Raw genomic sequence first — 20,796 nt, forward strand, 5'->3', positions numbered from 1 at the left:
TTCTCCACACCTGACGGAGCGGCCCTCCCGTGAACTTCGACGGACTGTTCTCCAACTTCGGGGAACTCACCACGACCGGCCTGACCCAGGGTGCTATCTACGCCCTGGTCGCGCTCGGGTACACGCTGGTCTACGGCGTGCTCAGACTCATCAACTTCGCCCACTCCGAGGTCTTCATCGCCGGCGCGTTCGCCGCCATCTGGACCTGGAACGGCTTCGGCCTCGACCAGGACTCCCAGGTCAGCGGGCTCGGCTCGATCCTGTTCTACCTGCTGGTCGCGATGATCGTCGCGGCCATCGCCTCCGCCGGCACGGCGACCGTGATCGAGCGGGTGGCCTATCGCCCGCTGCGCAAGCGCAACGCGCCGCCGCTGGCCTTCCTGATCACTGCGATCGGTGCCTCGATCGCGATCTCCGAAGCGTTCGGCGTCTACACCCGCAGGCTTCCGGAGAGTGCGCCCAAGCTGGTCAGCTCCGAGCCGGTGTTCCACCTGTTCGGGGTGCCGATCGACGGGGTGCAGCTACTCACCCTCGGCGCCGCGCTGGCGATGATGGTCGCGCTGGACCAGTTCATCAACCGCAGCCGGGTCGGCCGGGGCATCCGGGCGGTCGCCCAGGACGCCAACACCGCCGCGCTGATGGGCGTGAACAAGGACCGGATCATCCTGATGGTCTTCATCGCCGGTGGCAGCATGGCCGGCGTCGCCGGCCTGCTGTACGACGTGCGGATCCAGACCCTGACCTACAGCGTCGGCTTCCTGCTCGGCCTCAAGGCGTTCACCGCCGCCGTGCTCGGTGGCATCGGCAACCTGCGCGGTGCGCTCGTCGGCGGGCTGCTGCTCGGCGTGATGGAGAACTACGCCGCCGGCTTGTTCGGCAGCCAGTGGAAGGACTTCGCCGCCTTCGCCGTACTGGTGGTGCTGCTGATGTTCCGGCCGACCGGCCTGCTGGGCGAATCGCTGGGGAGGGCACGGGCATGACGACGACGGTAAATCCGCCGACCCCCGAGCAGCAGCAGGGGATCGGGACACGGCTGCGGCACGGCCGCGAGGCCGTCTCGCAGCGCTGGCACGATGCCCCTCGTTGGGTGCGCTGGGCGGCGCTGGTGGCGCTGATCGCGTTCTTCTACGCGCTGCCGAACAAGGAGTTCTACCAGTACCTGGGGCCGATCCCGACCACGGGCTCCAACTTCACCCAGGTGTTGTTCACCGTCTCGATCTACGTGCTGCTGGCGGTCGGGCTGAACATCGTGGTCGGCTTCGCCGGCCTGCTCGACCTCGGCTACTTTGGCTTCTTCGCCGTCGGCGCGTACACCGTGGCGGTGCTGACCTCGCCGAGCAGCGACATCAAGACGCTCTGGCCGTGGCTGCTGGTGGTGCCGGTCGCGATCGCGCTCACCATGCTCTCCGGCGTCATGCTGGGCACGCCGACGCTGCGCCTGCGCGGTGACTACCTGGCCCTGGTGACGCTCGGCTTCGCCGAGATGATCCGGGTCGCGGCGACCAGTTCCCCGTTCCTCAAGGGGCAGCGCGGGTTCAACCAGATCCCGCACCCGCCGGGCAAGTACGCCGACGGTAAGCCGCTGTTCGGGGTGCTCGATGCCCGGCCGTACTACTGGCTTGTGCTCACGCTGATCATCGTGGTGGTGATCGGGGTGCGGAACCTGACCCACAGCCGGGTCGGCCGGGCCTGGATCTCGATCCGCGAGGACGAGGACGCCGCCCAGCTGATGGGCGTGCCGACGTTCAAGTTCAAGCTCTGGGCGTTCGCCTCGGGCGCGGCGATCGCCGGTCTGGCCGGCGCGCTCTTCGCCGGCAAGCAGAACTTCGTCAACTCGCAGAACTTCGAGCTGCTCAACTCGATCATCATCCTGGCCGCGGTCATCTTCGGCGGCTCGGGCAACATCGTCGGCGCGATCGTCGGCGGCGGCCTGGTGGCGTACATGATCGAGCGGTTCCGTGGCATCGAGCTGTTCGGCGTGGAGCTGTACGAGTACCGGTTCCTCTTCTTCGGCCTGGTGCTGGTGGTCATGATGATCTTCCGGCCGCAGGGCCTCATCCCGAACCGACGACGGGCGGCGGAGTTCAAGGACCGCCGCAAGGAGGTGATCGTCGGTGAGTGACACCGAACAGACCCCGGCCGTACCGGCCCAGGCGGGCGCGCCCGCCGTCGAGACGCTGCCCGGGCGGGAGCCGCTGCTGGAGGTCGACCACGTCACGCTGCGCTTCGGCGGTGTGGTGGCCCTCAACGACGTCGACTTCACCCTCTACAAGGGGGAGATCCTCGGGCTGATCGGCCCGAACGGCGCCGGCAAGACCACCTGCTTCAACGCGATGACCGGCATCTACCAGCCCACCGAGGGGCAGATCCGGTTCCGTGGCCAGAAGATCAGCGGCCAGAAGCGGCACCAGATCACCAAAATGGGCATGGCGCGGACGTTCCAGAACATCCGCCTCTTCCCGGAGATGACCGCGCTGGAGAACGTGCAGGTCGGTGCCGACGCGCACCACAAGACCAGCGTGCTCTCGGCGCTGCTGCGGCTGCCCCGGCACTGGCGTGAGGAGCGCGAGGGCCGGGAGAAGGCCGAGCGGCTGCTGGAGTTCGTCGGCATCCGGCCCCGGATGCACGAGTTCGCCCGCAACCTCTCCTACGGCGAGCAGCGCCGGCTGGAGATCGCCCGGGCACTGGCCACCGACCCGGTGCTGCTCTGCCTGGACGAGCCGGCCGCCGGCTTCAACCCGGCGGAGAAGGAGGAGCTGCTCCAGCTCATCCGGCAGATCCGCGACACCGGCGTGACCGTGCTGCTGATCGAGCACGACATGCGCCTGGTCATGGGCGTCACCGACCGGATCGTGGTGCTGGAGTTCGGGAAGAAGATCGCCGAGGGTCTGCCCGCCGAGGTGCGGGACAACCCGAAGGTGATCGCGGCGTACCTGGGGGTACCGGACGATGCTGCTTGAGATTGACGACGTCAGCCTGCTGTACGGGCGCATCCAGGCGCTGCACGGGATCAGCCTGACCGTGGGCGAGGGCGAGATCGTCGCCCTGATCGGCGCCAACGGCGCCGGCAAGTCCACCACCATGCGGGCGATCTCCGGCATCCGGCCGATCGCCACCGGCGCGATCCGTTTCCAGGGTGAGGACATCTCCAAGCTCCGGGCCGACCTGCGGGTCCGGCGCGGGCTGTGCCAGGCACCCGAGGGTCGCGGCATCTTCCCCGGCATGAGCGTGCTGGAGAACCTCGACATGGGCGCGTACACCCGGCGCGACAAGGCCGGCATCGCCCAGGACCTCAACCGGGTGCTGGAGCTGTTCCCCCGGCTGGCCGAGCGGCGCAAGCAGCCCGGCGGCACCCTCTCCGGCGGTGAGCAGCAGATGCTGGCCGTCGGCCGGGCGCTGATGAGCCGGCCCAAGCTGCTGCTGCTCGACGAGCCGTCGATGGGGCTGGCCCCGATGCTGATCCAGCAGATCTTCACCATCATCACCGAGATCAACGAGCAGGGCACCACCATCCTGCTGGTGGAGCAGAACGCGCAGCAGGCGCTCGCCCGGGCGCACCGGGCGTACGTGCTGGAGACCGGCCGGATCGTCAAGAGCGGCACCGGCGCGGACCTGCTGCACGACCCGTCGGTCAAAGAGGCATACCTCGGCGTGGCCTGACCGTCGCCCCCCTCGCAAAGGAGTACACCCATGTTCCACCTCACCCCTGGTCGGCGGGCGGCGTTCGGCGTCGCCGGCGCGACCGCACTCTTGTTCTCCCTCGCCGCCTGCGGCGAGGAGGAGAACACCGAGCAGCCCGGTGGCGGCGCCTCGGTCAGCGCGTCGGCCGACACGTCCCTCGCGGACAAGGTGCCCGCCGCCATCAAGTCCGATGGCAAGATCGTCGTGGGCACCGACTCCACGTACGCCCCGGCGGAGTTCCTCGACGCCGACGGCAAGACGGTCATCGGTTTCGACGTGGAGCTGTTCAGCGCCGTCGCCCAGAAGCTGGGCCTCAAGGCGGAGTTCGTCTCCGCCCCGTTCGGCGACATCATCTCGGGCGTGAGCACCGGCAAGTACGAGGTCGGCGTCTCGTCCTTCACCATCAACGACGAGCGCAAGCAGCAGGCCAACATGGTCAGCTACTTCCAGGTCGGCACCCAGTGGGTGACCAAGAAGGGCAACCCGGCCGGCGTCAAGATCGACGATGCCTGCGGCAAGAAGATCGCCGTGCAGAAGGACACCGTCCAGGTCGAGGACGTCCAGAAGCGGTCCAAGACGTGCACCGACGCCGGCAAGCCGGCGATCACCATCGAGCAGTTCCCCGGTCAGGACGCCGCGACCGCCGCGGTGGTCTCCGGCAAGGACGACGCGATGCTCGCCGACTACCCGGTCGGGGTGTACGCGGTGACCCAGTCCAACGGCGCCCTCGACCTGCTCGACAAGCAGTACGAGGCGGCCCCGTACGGCTACGTGGTCAGCAAGGACCAGGCGGCGTTCGCCGAGGCGGTCCGGGACGCGACCAAGGCGCTGATCGCCGACGGGTCGTACAAGACGGTGCTCGACAAGTGGAAGGTGGCGGACGGCGCGATCACGGACCCCGCGATCAACCCGTAACGAGTCATGGAAACCCACGAGACAACCACCGTACGGGCGCGGCCGGAGCCTATCCGCGCCGTGCCCGTACGGCACCCGGGGCGCTGGGTCGCGGTCGCCGTGCTGGCCGTGCTGGTCGCCATGTTCGTCCATCTGCTGGTCACCAACGACGCCTTCAACTGGTCGTTCATGGTGGACAAGATGTTCCGCCCGCCGATCATCGAGGGGCTGCTGCGCGGCACGGTGCTGATGACGGTGACCGCGATGCTGATCGGGGTCACGCTGGGCGTGGTGGTGGCCGTGATGCGGCTGTCCGACAACCCGATCCTGCGTGGGGTGGCCTGGCTCTACACCTGGTTCTTCCGGGCGGTGCCCCGGCTGGTGCTGCTGGCGGTGTTCGGCAACATCGGCATCCTGTGGAGCCGGATCGAGTTCGGGGTGCCGTTCGACACCCAGCTCGGTCAGCTCTTCGGCATCGACAACCTGCAACTGCGGCTGTTCGGGTTCTCCTCCCGGGACATCCTCACCGGCTTCATGGCCGGCCTGCTGGGGCTCGCGCTCTCCGAGGCGGCCTACATGGCCGAGATCGTCCGGGCCGGCATCCAGTCGGTCGACGAGGGGCAGAGCGAGGCGGCCCAGGCGCTGGGCATGAGCCGGGGCCAACTGCTGCGTCGGGTGGTGCTGCCGCAGGCGATGCGGGTGATCATCCCGCCGACCGGCAACGAGACCATCGCGATGCTGAAGGACACCTCGCTGCTGCTCTACGTACCGGTGAGCGTGGAGCTGTTCTTCCAGCTCGACGCGGTGGGCAAGCGGACCTTCCAGATCTTCCCGATGTATGTGGCGGCCTGCCTGTGGTACCTGTTCCTGACCAGCATCCTGCTGGTGGGGCAGTATTTCCTGGAGCGGCATTTCGGCAAGGGCTACGGCCCGGCCGGGCGGGCCCGGTTGCGGCTGCGGGGGATGACGGCGGAGACGGGCGGGACCGCGGGGAAGGTGGAGCCGTGACCGAGCTGATCGTTCCGGCCCAGGCCGGCGTGCCGGCCGCCGAGTCCGGCGTGATGGTCCAAGCCGAGCAGGTGCACAAGGCGTTCGGGCCGCTGGAGGTGCTCAAGGGCATCGACCTGAAGGTCCGCGCCGGGGAGGTGTGCTGCCTGCTGGGGCCGTCCGGCTCCGGCAAGTCGACCTTCCTGCGCTGCATCAACCACCTGGAGAAGATCAACGCCGGTTCGATCCGGGTGGACGGCGACCTGATCGGCTACCGGGAGCGCGGCGGCAAGCTGCACGAGCTGCGGGAGAAGGAGGTGGCCGCGCAGCGCCGGGCGATCGGCATGGTGTTCCAGCGCTTCAACCTCTTCCCGCACATGACGGTGCTGGGCAACGTGGTCGAGGCCCCGGTGCTGCTGGGCCGGGAGAAGAAGGCGGCGGCCCGGGAGCGGGCCGCGCAGTTGCTGGAGCGGGTGGGGCTGGGCGACAAGCTCGGGGCGTACCCGGGTCAGCTCTCCGGTGGGCAGCAGCAGCGGGTGGCGATCGCCCGGGCGCTGGCCATGCGGCCGAAGCTGATGCTCTTCGACGAGCCGACCAGCGCGCTCGACCCGGAGCTGGTCGGTGAGGTGCTGGACGTGATGAAGGACCTGGCCCGGGACGGGATGACCATGATCGTGGTGACCCACGAGATCGGTTTCGCCCGGGAGGTCGGCGACAAGCTGGTCTTCATGGACGGCGGCGTGGTGGTCGAGGCCGGCGACCCCCGCGAGGTGATCGCCAACCCACAGCACGACCGGACCAAGGCGTTCCTGGCCAAGGTGCTCTGACCGCCGGCCCGGCGCGGCGTCCGCCGCCGCGCCGGGCCGCCGGTTCGCCCGGGTACGTCCCGCTGCGGGCCCGGCGTCCGGCCCGACCCGGCGTCGACCGTGGGTGTCCGCCGTGCCGCCGCCCGGGGATGTCGGCGGTACGGACTAGAGTCGCTGCCGTGACAGCTACGACGCCGCGCCTGCTTCTCGTCGACGGACACTCCCTGGCATACCGGGCGTTCTTCGCCCTGCCGGTGGAGAACTTCTCCACCACGACCGGGCAGCCGACCAACGCGGTCTACGGCTTCACCTCGATGCTGATCAACGTGCTCCGCGACGAGCAGCCGACCCACATCGTGGTCGCCTTCGACGTGTCCCGCCGCTCCTTCCGCACCGAGAAGTACGCCGAGTACAAGGCCGGCCGCAGCGAGACCCCGACCGACTTCAAGGGCCAGGTCAGCCTGGTCAAGGAGGTCCTCGACGCGCTGCGCATCCCGGTCGTCGAGCGGGAGGGCTACGAGGCCGACGACGTCATCGCCACCCTCGCGTGCCAGGCCCGCGACCAGGGCATGCAGGTGTTGATCAGCACCGGCGACCGGGACGCGTTCCAACTCGTCGGCGACCAGGTGACCGTGCTCTACCCGCGCAAGGGCGTCTCCGACCTGGCCCGGATGGACCCGGCCGCGATCGAGGCCAAGTACGGCGTCGGCCCGCAGCGCTACCGCGACCTGGCCGCGCTGGTCGGCGAGACCAGCGACAACCTGCCCGGCATCCCCGGCGTCGGCCCGAAGACGGCCGCCAAGTGGATCACCACGTACGGCGGGGTCGAGGGTGTGATCGCCCGGGCCGACGAGATCAAGGGCAAGGCCGGCGACAGCCTACGCGAGCGGCTCGCCGACGTGATCCGCAACTACGAGATCAACTGCCTGGTCTCCGACCTGGAGCTGCCGCTGCGTCCCGAGGACGCCCGCTGGCAGGGCTGGGACCGCGAGGCCGTGCACCAGGTCTTCGACACCCTCCAGTTCCGGATCCTCCGCGACCGGCTCTACCAGTACCTGGAGGCCGTCGAGCCGGAGGCCGAGTCCGGCTTCGACCTGGCCGGCGAGGTGCTCACCGAGCCCGGCGCGCTGGCCGACTGGCTGGCGACGCACGCCCCGACCGGCGCCGCCGTCGGGGTGGCCGCCAAGCTCGACACCGGTCCCAACCGCCGGCACACCGCCTCGGTGACCGGCCTGGCCCTGGCCACCGCCGGTGGGGCCGCCGCCTGGGTCGACCCGGCCGGTCTGGTGCCCGCCGACGAGACGGCGCTGGCGGCCTGGCTGGCCGACGCCGAACGGCCCAAGGTGCTGCACGACAGCAAGCCCGCGCTGCTCGCCTTCGCCGCCCACGGCTGGGCCCTGGCGGGCATCGCCCGGGACACCCAGATCGCCGCCTACCTGGCCCGTCCTGACCAGCGTTCCTACGACCTGACCGACCTCGCCCTGCGTTACCTGCACCGCGAGCTGCGGGTCGACGCCCCGGAGACCGGCCAGCTCACCCTCGACGGGCTGGGCGACGAGGGGGTGGCCGAGCAGAACCTCATGCTCCAGGCCCGAGCCACCCTCGACCTGGCCGACGCGATCGACGCCGAGCTGTCCCGCGACGGCGAGCAGTCCGCGCGGCTGATGGCCGGGGTGGAGCTGCCGCTGATGCGGGTGCTCGCCGGCCTGGAGATCACCGGCATCGCCGCCGACACGCACTACCTCTCCGAGTTGGAGGCGCACTTCGCCGCCGAGGTGAAGGCCGCCGCGCAGGGCGCGTACGTCGCGGTCGGGCGGGAGTTCAACCTGGGCTCGCCGAAGCAGTTGCAGGAGATCCTCTTCACCGAGCTGGGCCTGCCCAAGACCAAGAAGATCAAGACCGGCTACACCACCGACGCCGACGCGCTCCAGTGGCTCCACGCGCAGAACCCGCACCCGGTGCTGGCGCACCTGCTGCGGCACCGGGACGTGGCCAAGCTGAAGTCGACGGTCGACGGGCTGCTCAAGTCGGTCTCCGACGACGGCCGGATCCACACCACCTTCAACCAGACGGTGGCGGCCACCGGGCGGCTCTCCTCCACCGAGCCCAACCTGCAGAACATCCCGATCCGCACCGAGGAGGGCCGGCGGATCCGCCGGGCCTTCGTGGTGGGGGAGGGCTACGAGTGCCTGCTCACCGCCGACTACAGCCAGATCGAGATGCGGATCATGGCGCACCTGTCGTCGGACGACGCGCTGATCGAGGCGTTCAACTCCGGGCTCGACTTCCACGCCGCCACCGCCTCGTCCGTCTTCGGTGTGCCGGTCGGCGAGGTCACCGCCGACCAGCGCCGCAAGATCAAGGCGATGAACTACGGCCTGGCGTACGGGCTGAGCGCCTTCGGCCTGTCCCAGCAGCTCGGGATCAGCGCCGAGGAGGCGCGCGGGCTGATGGACAACTACTTCGCCGGCTTCGGCGGGGTCCGCGACTACCTGCACGAGGTGGTGGCCCGGGCCCGCCAGGACGGCTACACCTCCACCATCCTCGGTCGCCGCCGCTACCTGCCCGACCTGGTCAGTGACAACCGGCAGCGCCGGGAGATGGCCGAGCGGATGGCGCTCAACGCCCCCATTCAGGGCTCGGCGGCCGACATCATCAAGGTCGCCATGCTGCACGTCGACACCGCGCTGCGCGGCGCCGGGCTGGCTTCCCGGATGCTGCTCCAGGTGCACGACGAGTTGGTCTTCGAGGTCGCCCCCGGCGAGCGCGAAACCCTGGAGGCGCTGGTCCGGCGGGAGATGGGCGAGGCGTACCCGCTGTCGGTGCCGCTGGAGGTCTCCGTCGGCGAGGGCCGGGACTGGAACAGCGCCGACCACTAGCCCGCGCGTTCGCGTCGGTGTCGGTGGGTGGGGCTAGCCTGCCTGGCGCAGGAAGTCGAGCACGCCAAGGGGGAGACATGACCACACTCGAAGACCGGCCGCACAGCGCACTGCTCGTCGTCGACGTACAGAACGGCGTCGTCGCGGAGGCGTACCGGCGTGACGACGTCGTCGCCAACATCGCCGGCCTGGTGGAGAAGGCACGACACGAGGGTGTGCCGGTCGTCTGGGTGCAGCACTCCGACGCCCAGCTCGTCCGGGGCAGTGACGACTGGCGGATCGTCCCCGAGCTGGTCCCGGGCGACGCCGAGCCGCTGGTCGAGAAGCACTACGGCGACTCCTTCGAGGACACCACGCTGGAGTCGGTGCTGGCCGGCCTGCGGGTCGGGCGGCTGGTCGTGGTGGGCGCGCAGACCGACGCCTGCATCCGGTCGACGCTGCACGGCGCGTTCGTCCGGGGGTACGACGCGACGCTGGTCAGCGACGCCCACACCACCGAGGACCTGACCGCGTGGGGTGCCCCGGCGCCGGAGCAGGTGGTCGCGCACACCAACCTGTACTGGGCCCACCAGGCGGCCCCGGGGCGGACGGCCGGCACGGTAGAGACCAAGGACGTCGACTTCGCCACCCCGGCCTGACCCACCCGGCCTGACCCACGCCGGGTGGCGGCCGGGCGGCTTCCGGGCCGCCACCCGGCATCGGTCCGCGACGCGGCTGGGGTTGACGGTGACGCACCGGCGGCGACGACGGGCCGCTGTCCCGGTCACCGCAACGGGTCGTGGCCCCAGTTCATCAACGACCAGCGCCACTTCGTGTTCCGGACGTCGCCGGAGGGCCGCTGCGCCAGGTGCCGGTGCACGTAGCCGACCACCTTGCGCATGTGCTGGTAGTCGGTGGCGGAGAACTCGGCCCGCTTGCGGCGGAGCAGGTCGACGATCCGTCGGCCGGACGAGTGCCCGACCGACTCGCCGCCGCCGGATCGGCCCCCCTTGTGCCAGCCGACCTGCTTGGACTCGTCGGTCTGCAACCAGGAGGAGAGTTCGCCGGGCTTCATGTTCACCGCTTCGGTGAAGTCCCGGTAGGTCTCCTGCGGGTCCTCACCTCGGCTCATGGCGCAGCACCTCCGGCCGGTGGGCGACGTCCCGCCCCGAGTCGTCGTGGCGGATCCGGTACTGCGGGTCGTCCAGGGAGGCGTTCACGGTGTGCCCGCGCACGTGCGTACGCTCGGTGAGCTCCTCCTGCACCACCCCGTGGGCGCGGCCGCTGTGGCTGGCCCAGGAGACGTGGTCACCCTTGCGGAACCTCTGCTCGGCCATGCCGTCCGGGTACCCGCCGTCGGTGCCCGGAAACGACGGGATCCCCGGCCTGGTCAGTCGGCCGGCTTCTCGGTGACGAAGATGGCGGTGCCGGGGAAGAGCCGGCCGCGCAGCGGGCTCCACTGCCCCCAGGTCCCCTCGTGTCCCGTCGGCCACTCCGGCTCCACCAGGTCCCGCAGCCGGAACCCCGCGCCGGTCAGCTCGCGGATCCGGTCGCCGAGGGTGCGGTGCTGCTCGACGTAGCTGGCCAGCCCCCGCTCGTCCTGCTCGACGTAGGGGGAGCGGTCGAAGTAGGAGTGCACGGCGGTCAGCCCGCCCTCGCCCGGGTCGTCGAGGAAGATCCAGCGCATCGGATGGGTCACCGAGAAGACCCAGCGTCCGCCGGGCCGCAGCACCCGGTGCACCTCGGCCATCAGCGCGGCCGAGTCGTCGACGAACGGGATCGCCCCGAACGCGGTGCAGGCGGTGTCGAACGAGCCGTCGGCGAAGGGCAGGGCCAGCGCGTCGGCCTGCACCAGCGGGACGCGTACCCCGGTGGCGCCGGCGGCCCGGACCGCGTGCCGCAACATGCCGGCGGAGAGGTCGAAGGCGACCGGCCGGGCACCCTGGGTGGCCAGCCAGCGGGCACAGGACGCGGCTCCGCAGCCGACCTCCAGCACCCGCCGTCCGGCGACCTCGCCGAGCAGCCGGGCGTCGGTCTCCCGCAGCCCCTCCGGGCACCAGACGAAGTCCACCTCGCCGAGGAAGGCGCCGTGCTCGGCCTGGTAGTCGTCGGCGTCGGCGTCCCACCAGCCACGGTTGGCCCGTCGCGCCTCCGCGTCGCCGACCCGGCGCCGGGTCACCCGCTCGTCGTCGTCCACCCGCTCACGCTAGGCCCTGCGCCGGTCCGGCCCGGCAGACCCCGCCGTGCGTGGCGCGCCGGACGGCCGTACGCTGTCGTACCCGTGGGGTGGATGTGACGCACGAGACACCGGAGGCGCTTTCCCACCGAAATCTCCGCTTTCGCAGGTGACGAGGTCGCGAGGACACGGGAGGGCTTGCACGCTGTGGTAATGCAGCGGGTAGGCTAGACGATGCGCTCGCGGATCGTGTACCTCGGCAGGGAGCAGGTGCGCGGTCACCGGAGCACTAATGATCTTCACTTGGCGATCGTTCGGTGTGCCCGGCGGCGGATCCGCTGGCGCGAACAGGTCACCGCGACGCCACGCCTGCTGTGACAACCCATCCGACCGGAGCAACCGCCCACATGACGAGCAGCATCGAGGCCCCCTCGAGCGCCACCCGGGTCACCCACGACGATCTCGGTTCCGAGGAGGCTTTCCTCGCCGCGATCGACGAGACCATCAAGTACTTCAACGACGGCGACATTGTCGAAGGCACCGTCGTCAAGGTCGATCGGGACGAGGTCCTGCTCGACATCGGCTACAAGACCGAGGGCGTCATTCCCTCTCGGGAGTTGTCGATCAAGCACGACGTGGACCCCGCCGAGGTCGTCTCGGTCGGTGACCACATCGAGGCCCTCGTCCTCCAGAAGGAGGACAAGGAGGGTCGTCTGATCCTCTCCAAGAAGCGGGCGCAGTACGAGCGGGCCTGGGGCACGATCGAGAAGATCAAGGACGAGGACGGCGTCGTCCGCGGTTCGGTCATCGAGGTGGTCAAGGGTGGCCTCATCCTCGACATCGGGCTGCGCGGCTTCCTGCCCGCCTCCCTGGTCGAGATGCGGCGGGTGCGCGACCTGCAGCCGTACGTCGGCCGCGAGCTCGAAGCCAAGATCATCGAGCTGGACAAGAACCGCAACAACGTGGTCCTGTCCCGCCGGGCCTGGCTGGAGCAGACGCAGTCCGAGGTGCGCACCGAGTTCCTCAACAAGCTGCAGAAGGGCCAGGTCCGCAAGGGCGTCGTCTCTTCGATCGTCAACTTCGGCGCGTTCGTCGACCTGGGCGGCGTGGACGGCCTGGTGCACGTCTCCGAGCTCTCCTGGAAGCACATCGACCACCCGTCCGAGGTCGTCGAGGTGGGCCAGGAGGTCGAGGTCGAGGTCCTGGACGTCGACCTGGACCGCGAGCGGGTCTCGCTGTCGCTGAAGGCGACCCAGGAAGACCCGTGGCGGCAGTTCGCCCGTACCCACGCGATCCAGCAGATCGTGCCGGGTAAGGTCACCAAGCTGGTGCCGTTCGGCGCCTTCGTCCGGGTGGACGACGGCATCGAGGGCCTGGTCCACATCTCCGAGCTGGCCGAGCGCCACGTGGAGATCCCGGAGCAGGTCGTGCAGGTCGGCTCCGAGGTCATGGTCAAGGTCATCGACATCGACCTGGAGCGCCGCCGCATCTCGCTGTCGCTCAAGCAGGCTAACGAGGGCTTCGTCGAGGGCGAGGAGCACTTCGACCCGACCCTCTACGGCATGGCCGCGACGTACGACACCGAGGGCAACTACATCTACCCGGAGGGCTTCGACCCGGAGACGGGCGAGTGGCTCGAGGGGTACGACAAGCAGCGCGAGACCTGGGAGAACCAGTACGCCGAGGCCCGTCAGCGCTGGGAGGCCCACACCAAGCAGGTGCAGACCTCCCGGGCCGCCGACGCCGAGGCCGCTGCCAACCCGGCTCCGCCCGTGTCCACCGGCGGCACCACCACCTCGACCAGCTCGGCCCCGAGCCGGCCGGCCGAGGAGCCGGCCGGCACCCTGGCCACCGACGAGGCGCTCGCCGCGCTGCGGGAGAAGCTCGCCGGCGGCAAGTGACCCGCTGACGACGACGGGCCCCGCCCCCCGACCCGGTACCACCGGGTCGCCGGGGGCGGGGCTCTCGCCGTTACCCGAGCCTTCTCCCGCGTGGCCCGATCCCCGTCTTACCGGTTGGTCCGATCCCCGTCTTACCGGTTGGCCCGATCCCCGTCCTACCGGTTGGGCCCGAAGGCCGTCGTGGGTCTCCGTACCGAGTCGACCGCGCTCGGGGCGAACATTCCCGAAAAGCGGATATGCCACGGTGTCATTCTTATGTCGGAGTGGCATATCGGAACCGGACGTCCCCCCGACGAGCGAGGACTTTCGCCAGGAACTTCCGGTTTCGCGGACGAAGTCGTGTGCCGAGGGCCCGGCACCATGCCGCCACCAGCGTGCCGCCGTCACCCAGAACCCGCGCACAGACCCCGACAACGGACAACCAACCCGGTCCGGGTCCTGCCCCCGGCCCCTGGCCCCTGCCCCTGGCCCCCGACCCAGGCCCCCGACCCAGGCCTCTGGCCTCTGACCCTTGGCCTCTGACCCTTGGCCTCTGGCCTCTGGCCTCTGGCCTGGCCTGGCCAGGCCAGGCCGCTAAAGCGGACATAGTCACCGAACGGGGGCGGGCATGTCGCCACCGCAACGGGTTACACCAGGGCTTCCGCCGCTTCGGGTGCATCTGTTGTCGCCATCGCAGCAACAAACGCACCCAAGGGGAGGCAGCGCGACACGATCGTTCGTGTTGCAGGTGGCGGGGAGCGATCGGGCGGGGGCGATCGGCGGGCGGGTGAGGGCGGCATCGCCAGGCAGGCCAGTCAGCCGCGATCGCGGCCCGGTGCGGGTCGTGGTCGGGTGGGGGCGGACCGGACCCGGCAAGCGTTCGTGGACGCCGCACCAGGCGCGCGGGCGTCACGGGCGTCCGGTCGGGGCCGGTGTGGTGTGCCGGGTGTCGATCCGGTTGACTGGTCCGGTGCTGAGGGTGGGGTTGACCGGTGGCATCGGGTCCGGCAAGAGCGCGGTGGCGACCCGGCTGGCCGCGCGCGGGGCGGTGATCGTCGACTCCGACCGGATCGCCCGGGAGGTGGTCGCACCGGGCAGCGCGGGGCTGGCCGAGATCGTCGCCGCCTTCTCCGACCGGATCCTGGACGCCGACGGGGCGCTGGACCGGGCCGCGCTGGGCGCGCTCGTCTTCGGCGACGAGACCGCCCGGCTGCGGTTGGAGGCGATCACCCATCCCCGGGTGCGGGCCCGGGCCGCCGAGTTGTTCGCCACGGCGTCCGCCGACGCGGTGGTGGTCAACGACGTGCCGCTGCTGGTCGAGGTGGGGCTCGCGCCGACGTACCACCTGGTGGTGGTCGTGCAGACGGCGGTGGCCACCCGGCTGGAGCGGCTGGAGCGGGACCGGGGAATGCCCCGCGCGGAGGCCGAGCGGCGGATCGCGGCCCAGGCCGACGACGCCCGCCGCCGGGCCGCGGCCGACGTCGTCCTCGACAACGACGGCCGCCTCGACGAGCTGCACGTGGCCGTGGACGCCCTCTGGCGGGACCGGCTGCTGCCCTACGAGCGCAACGTGCGGGAACGCCGCGCGGTCCGGGTGGGGACGTCGCGGGTGGCGCTGACCGAGCCCGACCCGACCTGGCCGCAACAGTACGCCCGGCTCGCCGCCCGGATCGGGCACGCGGTCGCCCCCGCCGACCTGCGGGTCGACCACATCGGCTCGACCGCCGTCCCGGGGCTCGCCGCGAAGGACGTGATCGACGTGCAGCTCACCGTGCCGTCACTGGCCGACGCGGACGGGCCGCTGGCCGACCGGCTCGCCGACGCCGGGTTCCCGCGGCTGCCCGGCGAGTGGTGGGACAGTCCGCGCCCGGCCGGCAGCGGGCGCTGGGAGAAGCGGCTGCACGGCAGCGCCGACCCGGCCCGGCCGGTCCACCTGCACCTGCGGGTCGCCGGTTCGCCCGGCTGGCGCTACGCCCTGCTGATGCGCGACCACCTGCGCGCCGACCCCGACCAGCGGGCCGCCTACCTGCTGGTGAAGCGGGAACTGGCGGCGTCGGCACCGGACAGCGGCGCCTACGCCACCGCCAAGGACCCGTGGTTCGACGAGGAGCATTTGCGGGCCGAGGAGTGGGCCGCGCAGACCGGTTGGCGGCCCTGACCGGTCAACCGGTGGCCGGCTGCGCGGGCGGTCGGACCGGCGCGTCGGTTCCGGCCGGTGGCGTCGGCGGGTTCGGCCCGGCCGGTAAGATCGGCGGGTTCGGCCCGGCCGGCGGGATCGGCGGGGCCGGGCGGGGCGGATCGGGGCGCGGCGGGACGACGCCCGCCGGCACCGGCCCCGGGGTCAGGTCGAGCTGCGCCCACAGCCCACCCTGGGTGCGCAGCTCCAGCCGGCGCAGCAGCCCCGACCGGTCCAGCCAGTAGCGCAGCCGCAGGCTCTGGTGGCGAAGCTCGATCACGTCCACCGGCTGGCCGGCCAGCCGGTCGCCGCGCACCCGGACCGCCGCGCCGGGCCGTACCGCCGTGGTGCCGGTCAGCAGCGCCGTGTCGATCAGCAGGTCCAGGTCGTCGGTCGGCCGCCCGGCGGTCCGCCAACCGGCCTCGGCCGGTGCCGGCAGCGGCGGGCCGAGCGGCGGCTCCGGGGCCCTGAGGTCCGGCCCGACCGGTACGTCCGCCCGGGCGAAGCCGGCCCGGTCCCGGCGCAGCAGCGTCCGCCGGCCGAGCGTGTCCAGCTCGGACACCGACAGGTAGGCGACCTCGCCGGACCAGCTCAGCCAGCCGGCACCCCGCAGGTTGGCGGCGCTGCCGAGCGGTGCCGCCACGGTGACGATGGCCCCGGCGCAGGCGCGGAGCCGGTCGGCCAGCCGGCCCAGTCGGGCCGACTCGGAGTCGGTGAGAGCCCGGGGCAGTCCCGGCCGGCCGCCGAGCGCGTCGACCGGTCGGAGCGTCGGCCGGTCGACCCGGTCCAGCTCCACGGTGACCGGGGTGCCGTCGGGGAGCCGGCCCGCCCAGCGGCGCAGCCGGGCGTCCCGGTCGACCCACCAGCGGGGATCCCGGTCGCCGGCCACCTGCGGGGCGGCCGGGGAGGCGGCCGGGCCGACCGGGGCGGGCGGGGACAGCCGCGCCTGCAGGACGTCCACCGGATCACCGCCGAGGACGTCCCGGTCGACCCAGCGGCCGGCGCCACGGCGCAGCGGCTCGGCCGGGTCCGCCCGGTCCGCACCCAGCGTGAACAGCACGTCGAGCACCCCGGCCAGGCCCCGGCCGGCCGGCAGGTCCCGGCGCCGCCAGTGGTCGGTGGGCGGTACCAACGGCGGCCGGGCGGAGGCCAGGACGGCCGCCGGGTCGGGGCGGGCCACCACCGCCGAGGGCGTCGCCTGCACCAGTCCCCGGTCCTGGCCGGCGCCGGGCCCGCCCACGTCGAGGTAGGCCAGCGGACGCGACCAGTCGACCCAGCCGACCAGGTCGGTGCGGCCCGCGCCGGTGCCGACGGCGACCCGTACCCCGGCCCGGACGTCCCGGTAGGTGGTGACCCGGGTGGCGGCGAGTCGCCCGGCCTCGCCGTCGGTCAGCGCCCGGGCCGGTTCCGCCGGTGCCGGTGCCCAGCTCAGCAGGCCGGCCACCAGGGCGGCGGCGGAGCCGGCGGCGATCACGCCGAGGGCGACCAGGGTGGTACGCCGGCGGGCCGGTGGCCCCTCGGTGGTGTCGGGCACGGGCCGCCGACCGGCGGGTTGGTGGTGCCGGCCCCGGCGATGTCGCCGGGGCCGCTCGGGCGTGGTCTCCACGAGTGGTTGAACGGCCGGCGCGGGTGCGAGTGACGCCCGGATGAGTGGCACAGCGACGCGCGGTGGTCACAGCGGCAGGGCCGCAGACGCAGGACCACAGCGGCAGGACCGCAGACGCAGGGCGGTGGAGGTAGGGCCGCAGACGCAGGGGCGCTCGCGGCGGCCGGTCTGCGCCATGGGCGCGACCACGCGGGGTGCGCACGCCGGTGATGTCCGGGTGCTGCGACCCCAGGTGCCGGGGGTGGGAGCCTGTCGAGGGCTCGGCCACCGGCCCGGTCGGCCGCCGCGAGCGGCCTACGGTGTCCAGGTTAGCGCTCTGAGATGTGGCCCACAATGGGAATATCGAAGCCGATCAGGGACCGGCGGTAGTCGCGCCGGAGTGTCGGACCTGCGGCGTACCGTGGGGTCCATGGCGCTCGACATTCCCCGGCTCGACGGCCGCTTCCAGGTCGTCAGCGAGTTCCAGCCTGCCGGCGACCAGCCGGCTGCCATTGATGATCTTGAGCGTCGGGTGCGGCGCGGTGATCGTAACACCGTACTGCTCGGCGCGACCGGCACCGGCAAGAGTGCCACCACGGCGTGGCTGGTCGAGCGGCTGCAACGGCCGACCCTGGTGCTCGCCCCCAACAAGACCCTCTGCGCCCAGCTCGCCAAGGAGTTCGGCGAGTTGCTCCCGCACAACGCGGTGGAATACTTCGTCTCCTACTACGACTACTACCAGCCCGAGGCGTACATCCCGCAGACCGACACCTACATCGAGAAGGACTCCTCGATCAACGAGGAGGTCGAGCGGCTGCGGCACAAGGCCACCATGTCGCTGCTCACCCGGCGCGACACGATCGTGGTGGCGACGGTCTCGGCGATCTACGGCCTGGGCACCCCGGAGGAGTACCTCGAACGGGCCGTCCGGGTCCGGGTCGGTCAGGAGGTCGAGCGGGACAAACTGCTGCGCCGGCTGGTGGACATCCAGTACACCCGCAACGACATGGCGTTCAACCGGGGCACGTTCCGGGTCCGCGGTGACACGTTGGAGATCATCCCGGCCTACGAGGAACTCGCCCTGCGGATCGAGTTCTTCGGTGACGAGGTGGAGAAGCTCTACTACCTCAACCCGCTCACCGGAGACGTGGTCAGGGAGGTCGACCACCTGTTGATCTTCCCGGCCACCCACTACGCGGCCGGTCCGGAACGGATGGAGCGGGCGACCCGCGACATCGAGGCCGAGCTCACCGAGCGGCTGGCCGAGCTGGAGCGGCAGGGCAAACTGCTGGAGGCGCAGCGGCTGCGGATGCGCACCACCTACGACCTGGAGATGATGCGGCAGGTCGGCTTCTGCTCCGGGATCGAGAACTACTCGATGCACATCGACGGCCGGCTGCCCGGCAGCCCGCCGCACTGCCTGCTCGACTACTTCCCCGACGACTTCCTCACCGTCGTCGACGAGTCACACGTGACCATCCCGCAGATCGGCGGCATGTACGAGGGCGACGCGTCCCGCAAGCGGATGCTGATCGACCACGGCTTCCGGCTGCCCAGCGCCGCCGACAACCGCCCGCTGCGGTTCGACGAGTTCCTGGAGCGGGTCGGCCAGATGGTCTACCTGTCGGCCACCCCCGGCCCGTGGGAGCTGGAGCAGGCCCAGGGCGAGTACGTCGAGCAGGTGATCCGCCCGACCGGCCTGATCGACCCGGAGGTCGTGATCAAACCGACCAAGGGCCAGATCGACGACCTGATGCACGAGATCAAGCTGCGTACCGAGCGCGACGAGCGGGTGCTGGTCACCACGCTGACCAAGAAGATGGCCGAGGATCTGTCCGACTACCTCCTGGAGAACGGCATCCGGGTGCGCTACCTGCACTCCGAGGTCGACACGTTGCGCCGGGTGGAGCTGCTGCGCGAGCTGCGCAAGGGCGACTACGACGTGCTGGTCGGCATCAACCTGCTCCGGGAGGGCCTCGACCTGCCCGAGGTCTCCCTGGTGGCGATCCTGGACGCCGACAAGGAGGGCTTCCTGCGCAGCGGCCGGTCGCTCATCCAGACCATCGGCCGCGCCGCCCGGAACGTCTCCGGCCAGGTACACATGTACGCCGACAAGATCACCCCCTCGATGGCGTCGGCGATCGACGAGACGAACCGTCGGCGGGCCAAGCAGATCGCGCACAACGAGGCGCACGGGATCAGCCCCGAGCCGCTGCGCAAGAAGATCCACGACATCCTGGACGACATCTACCGCGAGGCGGAGGACACCGAGAACTCGCGGGTCGGTGGGGCCGCCCGGCAGCTCTCCCGGGGTAAGGCGCCGGTCAGGGAGACCCGCAGCCGCGGCCGGGGCACCGCGGGCGCCCCGTCCCGGGAGGGGATGGCCCGGGCCGACCTGGCGCAGCTCATCCAGGAGCTCAACGACCAGATGCTCGCCGCCGCCCGGGAGTTGCAGTTCGAGCTGGCGGCGCGGATCCGGGACGAGGTCGCCGACCTGAAGAAGGAACTGCGCGGGATGGACGCCGCCGGGGTGAAGTGACGACCAGGACCAGTCGCCGGCAACGTCTGGTCCTTGCGGGGAGAGATCGGGCGGGCGGGTGAGGGCGGCAGGTACGTACCGGCCCCGACCGGGTCGGCCGGTGATCCGACATTGACTCACATATTTGTAGCGGTGAGCAAGCAAAGTGTTGCCCTGGGTGATTATCCTGCGTACCCTCCGTCGTGGGGAGGCCGGGATGCCACTGTCATCGAGTCCTGTCATCCGACGCGCGCGGCTCGGTGCCGAGCTGCGCCAGCTACGCAGACGGGAGGCGCTGACCCTGGAGCAGGTCTGCGGACGGTTGGGCTGGGCCTCCACCTCCAAACTGTCCCGCATCGAGCTGGGGCAGAGCCGCCCCGACCTCGCCGACGTCCTCGACCTGCTCGACGTCTACCAGGTCCCGTCGCCGCAGCGTGAGGCGCTGATCGTCATCGCCCGGGACGCGGCGACCGGGCGCGGCTGGTGGAAGGCGCTCGGCGAGATGAGCGAGCGGCAGCGCACCTACGCCGAACTGGAGGCGGGCGCGGCGACCATCGTGGAGTACCAGCCGGCCGTCCTGCCCGGCCTGCTCCAGGCCCCGGGCTACGCCCGGCTGCGGATCGCCGCCGGACGGCTGCTGCAACCGGACGTCGACGTCGAGGCCGACCTGCGGGCCCGGCTCGCCCGGCAGGAGGTGTTGCGCCGGCCGGATCCACCCCGCTACACGGCCCTGCTCGACGAGGGCGTCTGCGCTCCCGTCGACCTGCCCGCCGACGTCTGGCAGGAGCAGTTGACCCAGCTCGTCGCGGTGGCCGAGCTGCCGCACGTGACGATCCGGGTGGTCCCTCGCACGGCGGCGCCGCGCGGCGGGGCGTACCCGTTGACGGCCTTCTCGTGCTACTCCTTTCCGGACCCGGCCGATCCGCGCACCGTCATGCTGGAAGCGCTGACCACCGACGTGCGGCTGGTCTCCGACGCCGACGTCAGCCGTTACGAACGGATGACGGGCTGGCTGTCCGCCGCGGCGCTGGGCGCGGCGGAGACGCTGGAAATGCTCGGCCGGAAGGCCGCCGACGCCGCTGGGACGCCCGAGGGCGCGGCGGCGGGCGATCGGTCGGGTGCCGCCGACGGCGACGAGGGCGGTCCGGCGGGCCGGGATTCCGCCGCCGGGCAACCCGGCGGCACCGCACCCGGGACGTCGGCGGTCCAGGCGGAGCCGGACGATCCGGGGTCGG

General features: G+C 71.4%; 16 protein-coding genes and 1 pseudogene. 13 read left to right on the forward strand and 4 right to left on the reverse strand.

Features of this window, described 5'->3' with window-relative positions:
• Positions 1-29: 29 nt before the first annotated feature.
• The 9 genes from ACIQG9_RS10110 (at position 30) to ACIQG9_RS10150 (ending at position 9,885) form a co-directional block, all read left to right on the forward strand.
• Positions 30-980, forward strand: a complete 951-nt coding sequence (locus ACIQG9_RS10110) for a branched-chain amino acid ABC transporter permease (RefSeq protein WP_400399900.1) — start codon at positions 30-32, stop codon at positions 978-980.
• A complete protein-coding gene (locus ACIQG9_RS10115; protein ID WP_400399902.1) occupies positions 977-2,122 on the forward strand; it encodes a branched-chain amino acid ABC transporter permease in 1,146 nt (381 codons plus the stop codon). The genes ACIQG9_RS10110 and ACIQG9_RS10115 overlap by 4 nt, the downstream gene beginning before the upstream one ends.
• Positions 2,115-2,960, forward strand: coding sequence for an ABC transporter ATP-binding protein (locus tag ACIQG9_RS10120; RefSeq protein WP_400399904.1), 846 nt, complete (start codon positions 2,115-2,117; stop codon positions 2,958-2,960). Before ACIQG9_RS10115 ends, ACIQG9_RS10120 begins: the two co-directional genes overlap by 8 nt.
• Entirely contained in the window at positions 2,950-3,660 is a 711-nt protein-coding gene (locus ACIQG9_RS10125; protein WP_400399906.1) for an ABC transporter ATP-binding protein, read from the forward strand. Before ACIQG9_RS10120 ends, ACIQG9_RS10125 begins: the two co-directional genes overlap by 11 nt.
• Positions 3,661-3,690: 30 nt before the next feature.
• The gene (locus ACIQG9_RS10130) at positions 3,691-4,596 is read left to right on the forward strand and encodes an ABC transporter substrate-binding protein (RefSeq protein ID WP_400399908.1); all 906 of its coding nucleotides are present in this window, start codon (positions 3,691-3,693) and stop codon (positions 4,594-4,596) included.
• Between the two features lie 6 nt (positions 4,597-4,602).
• Complete coding sequence (locus tag ACIQG9_RS10135) at positions 4,603-5,583, forward strand: amino acid ABC transporter permease (protein WP_400399910.1); 981 nt, start codon at positions 4,603-4,605, stop codon at positions 5,581-5,583.
• A 53-nt stretch (positions 5,584-5,636) separates the two neighbouring features.
• On the forward strand, positions 5,637-6,389 hold the full coding sequence (locus tag ACIQG9_RS10140) for an amino acid ABC transporter ATP-binding protein (RefSeq protein ID WP_400400119.1): 753 nt from the start codon (positions 5,637-5,639) through the stop codon (positions 6,387-6,389).
• 158 nt (positions 6,390-6,547) lie between these two features.
• Positions 6,548-9,247, forward strand: a complete 2,700-nt coding sequence (gene polA, locus ACIQG9_RS10145; protein WP_400399912.1) for a DNA polymerase I — start codon at positions 6,548-6,550, stop codon at positions 9,245-9,247.
• A 77-nt stretch (positions 9,248-9,324) separates the two neighbouring features.
• The gene (locus ACIQG9_RS10150; RefSeq protein ID WP_400399914.1) at positions 9,325-9,885 is read left to right on the forward strand and encodes an isochorismatase family protein; all 561 of its coding nucleotides are present in this window, start codon (positions 9,325-9,327) and stop codon (positions 9,883-9,885) included.
• A 125-nt stretch (positions 9,886-10,010) separates the two neighbouring features.
• Here the strand turns inward: ACIQG9_RS10150 and ACIQG9_RS10155 are convergent, their stop codons facing one another.
• The 3 genes from ACIQG9_RS10155 to ACIQG9_RS10165 are packed head-to-tail and all read right to left on the reverse strand — an operon-like array spanning position 10,011 to position 11,423.
• Positions 10,011-10,358 (reverse strand): DUF3140 domain-containing protein, encoded by a 348-nt coding sequence (locus ACIQG9_RS10155; protein WP_400399916.1) that lies wholly within the window; start codon positions 10,356-10,358, stop codon positions 10,011-10,013.
• Entirely contained in the window at positions 10,345-10,563 is a 219-nt protein-coding gene (locus ACIQG9_RS10160; protein WP_400399918.1) for a DUF2945 domain-containing protein, read from the reverse strand. Before ACIQG9_RS10160 ends, ACIQG9_RS10155 begins: the two co-directional genes overlap by 14 nt.
• A gap of 53 nt (positions 10,564-10,616) precedes the next feature.
• Positions 10,617-11,423, reverse strand: coding sequence for a class I SAM-dependent methyltransferase (locus tag ACIQG9_RS10165; protein ID WP_400399920.1), 807 nt, complete (start codon positions 11,421-11,423; stop codon positions 10,617-10,619).
• A gap of 386 nt (positions 11,424-11,809) precedes the next feature.
• Here ACIQG9_RS10165 and rpsA point away from each other — a divergent pair, with 386 nt between their 5' ends.
• Together rpsA and coaE are read left to right on the forward strand one after the other, a co-directional pair.
• Positions 11,810-13,303 carry a 30S ribosomal protein S1 gene (gene rpsA, locus ACIQG9_RS10170; protein WP_400399922.1) on the forward strand — a complete coding sequence of 498 codons (1,494 nt, stop codon included), beginning with the start codon at positions 11,810-11,812 and terminating at the stop codon, positions 13,301-13,303.
• Between the two features lie 949 nt (positions 13,304-14,252).
• Positions 14,253-15,440, forward strand: coding sequence for a dephospho-CoA kinase (coaE, locus tag ACIQG9_RS10175; RefSeq protein ID WP_400400121.1), 1,188 nt, complete (start codon positions 14,253-14,255; stop codon positions 15,438-15,440).
• Positions 15,441-15,444: 4 nt separating this feature from the next.
• Here coaE and ACIQG9_RS10180 read toward each other — a convergent pair whose 3' ends face one another.
• A complete protein-coding gene (locus ACIQG9_RS10180) occupies positions 15,445-16,992 on the reverse strand; it encodes a hypothetical protein (RefSeq protein ID WP_400399924.1) in 1,548 nt (515 codons plus the stop codon).
• A gap of 481 nt (positions 16,993-17,473) precedes the next feature.
• Here ACIQG9_RS10180 and uvrB point away from each other — a divergent pair, with 481 nt between their 5' ends.
• Entirely contained in the window at positions 17,474-19,582 is a 2,109-nt protein-coding gene (gene uvrB / locus ACIQG9_RS10185; RefSeq protein WP_400399926.1) for an excinuclease ABC subunit UvrB, read from the forward strand.
• Positions 19,583-19,778: 196 nt separating this feature from the next.
• A pseudogene (locus ACIQG9_RS10190) lies at positions 19,779-20,633 on the forward strand (helix-turn-helix domain-containing protein); the annotation flags it as partial.
• Between the last annotated feature and the right edge of the window lie 163 nt (positions 20,634-20,796).

It is taken from the genome of Micromonospora sp. NPDC092111 (assembly GCF_044755745.1).
In the GTDB taxonomy this organism is placed as follows: Bacteria; Actinomycetota; Actinomycetes; order Mycobacteriales; family Micromonosporaceae; genus Micromonospora.

What these genes read in the sequence shown, in the direction of transcription:
- ACIQG9_RS10115 (WP_400399902.1), top strand. Translation starts at nt 977, where the DNA reads ATGACGACGACGGTAAATCCGCCGACCCCCGAGCAGCAGCAGGGGATC.
- ACIQG9_RS10125 (WP_400399906.1), top strand. Translation starts at nt 2,950, where the DNA reads ATGCTGCTTGAGATTGACGACGTCAGCCTGCTGTACGGGCGCATCCAG.
- ACIQG9_RS10130 (WP_400399908.1), top strand. Translation starts at nt 3,691, where the DNA reads ATGTTCCACCTCACCCCTGGTCGGCGGGCGGCGTTCGGCGTCGCCGGC.
- ACIQG9_RS10135 (WP_400399910.1), top strand. Translation starts at nt 4,603, where the DNA reads ATGGAAACCCACGAGACAACCACCGTACGGGCGCGGCCGGAGCCTATC.
- ACIQG9_RS10140 (WP_400400119.1), top strand. Translation starts at nt 5,637, where the DNA reads ATGGTCCAAGCCGAGCAGGTGCACAAGGCGTTCGGGCCGCTGGAGGTG.
- ACIQG9_RS10150 (WP_400399914.1), top strand. Translation starts at nt 9,325, where the DNA reads ATGACCACACTCGAAGACCGGCCGCACAGCGCACTGCTCGTCGTCGAC.
- ACIQG9_RS10155 (WP_400399916.1), bottom strand. Translation starts at nt 10,358, where the DNA reads ATGAGCCGAGGTGAGGACCCGCAGGAGACCTACCGGGACTTCACCGAA.
- ACIQG9_RS10160 (WP_400399918.1), bottom strand. Translation starts at nt 10,563, where the DNA reads ATGGCCGAGCAGAGGTTCCGCAAGGGTGACCACGTCTCCTGGGCCAGC.
- rpsA (WP_400399922.1), top strand. Translation starts at nt 11,810, where the DNA reads ATGACGAGCAGCATCGAGGCCCCCTCGAGCGCCACCCGGGTCACCCAC.
- uvrB (WP_400399926.1), top strand. Translation starts at nt 17,474, where the DNA reads ATGGCGCTCGACATTCCCCGGCTCGACGGCCGCTTCCAGGTCGTCAGC.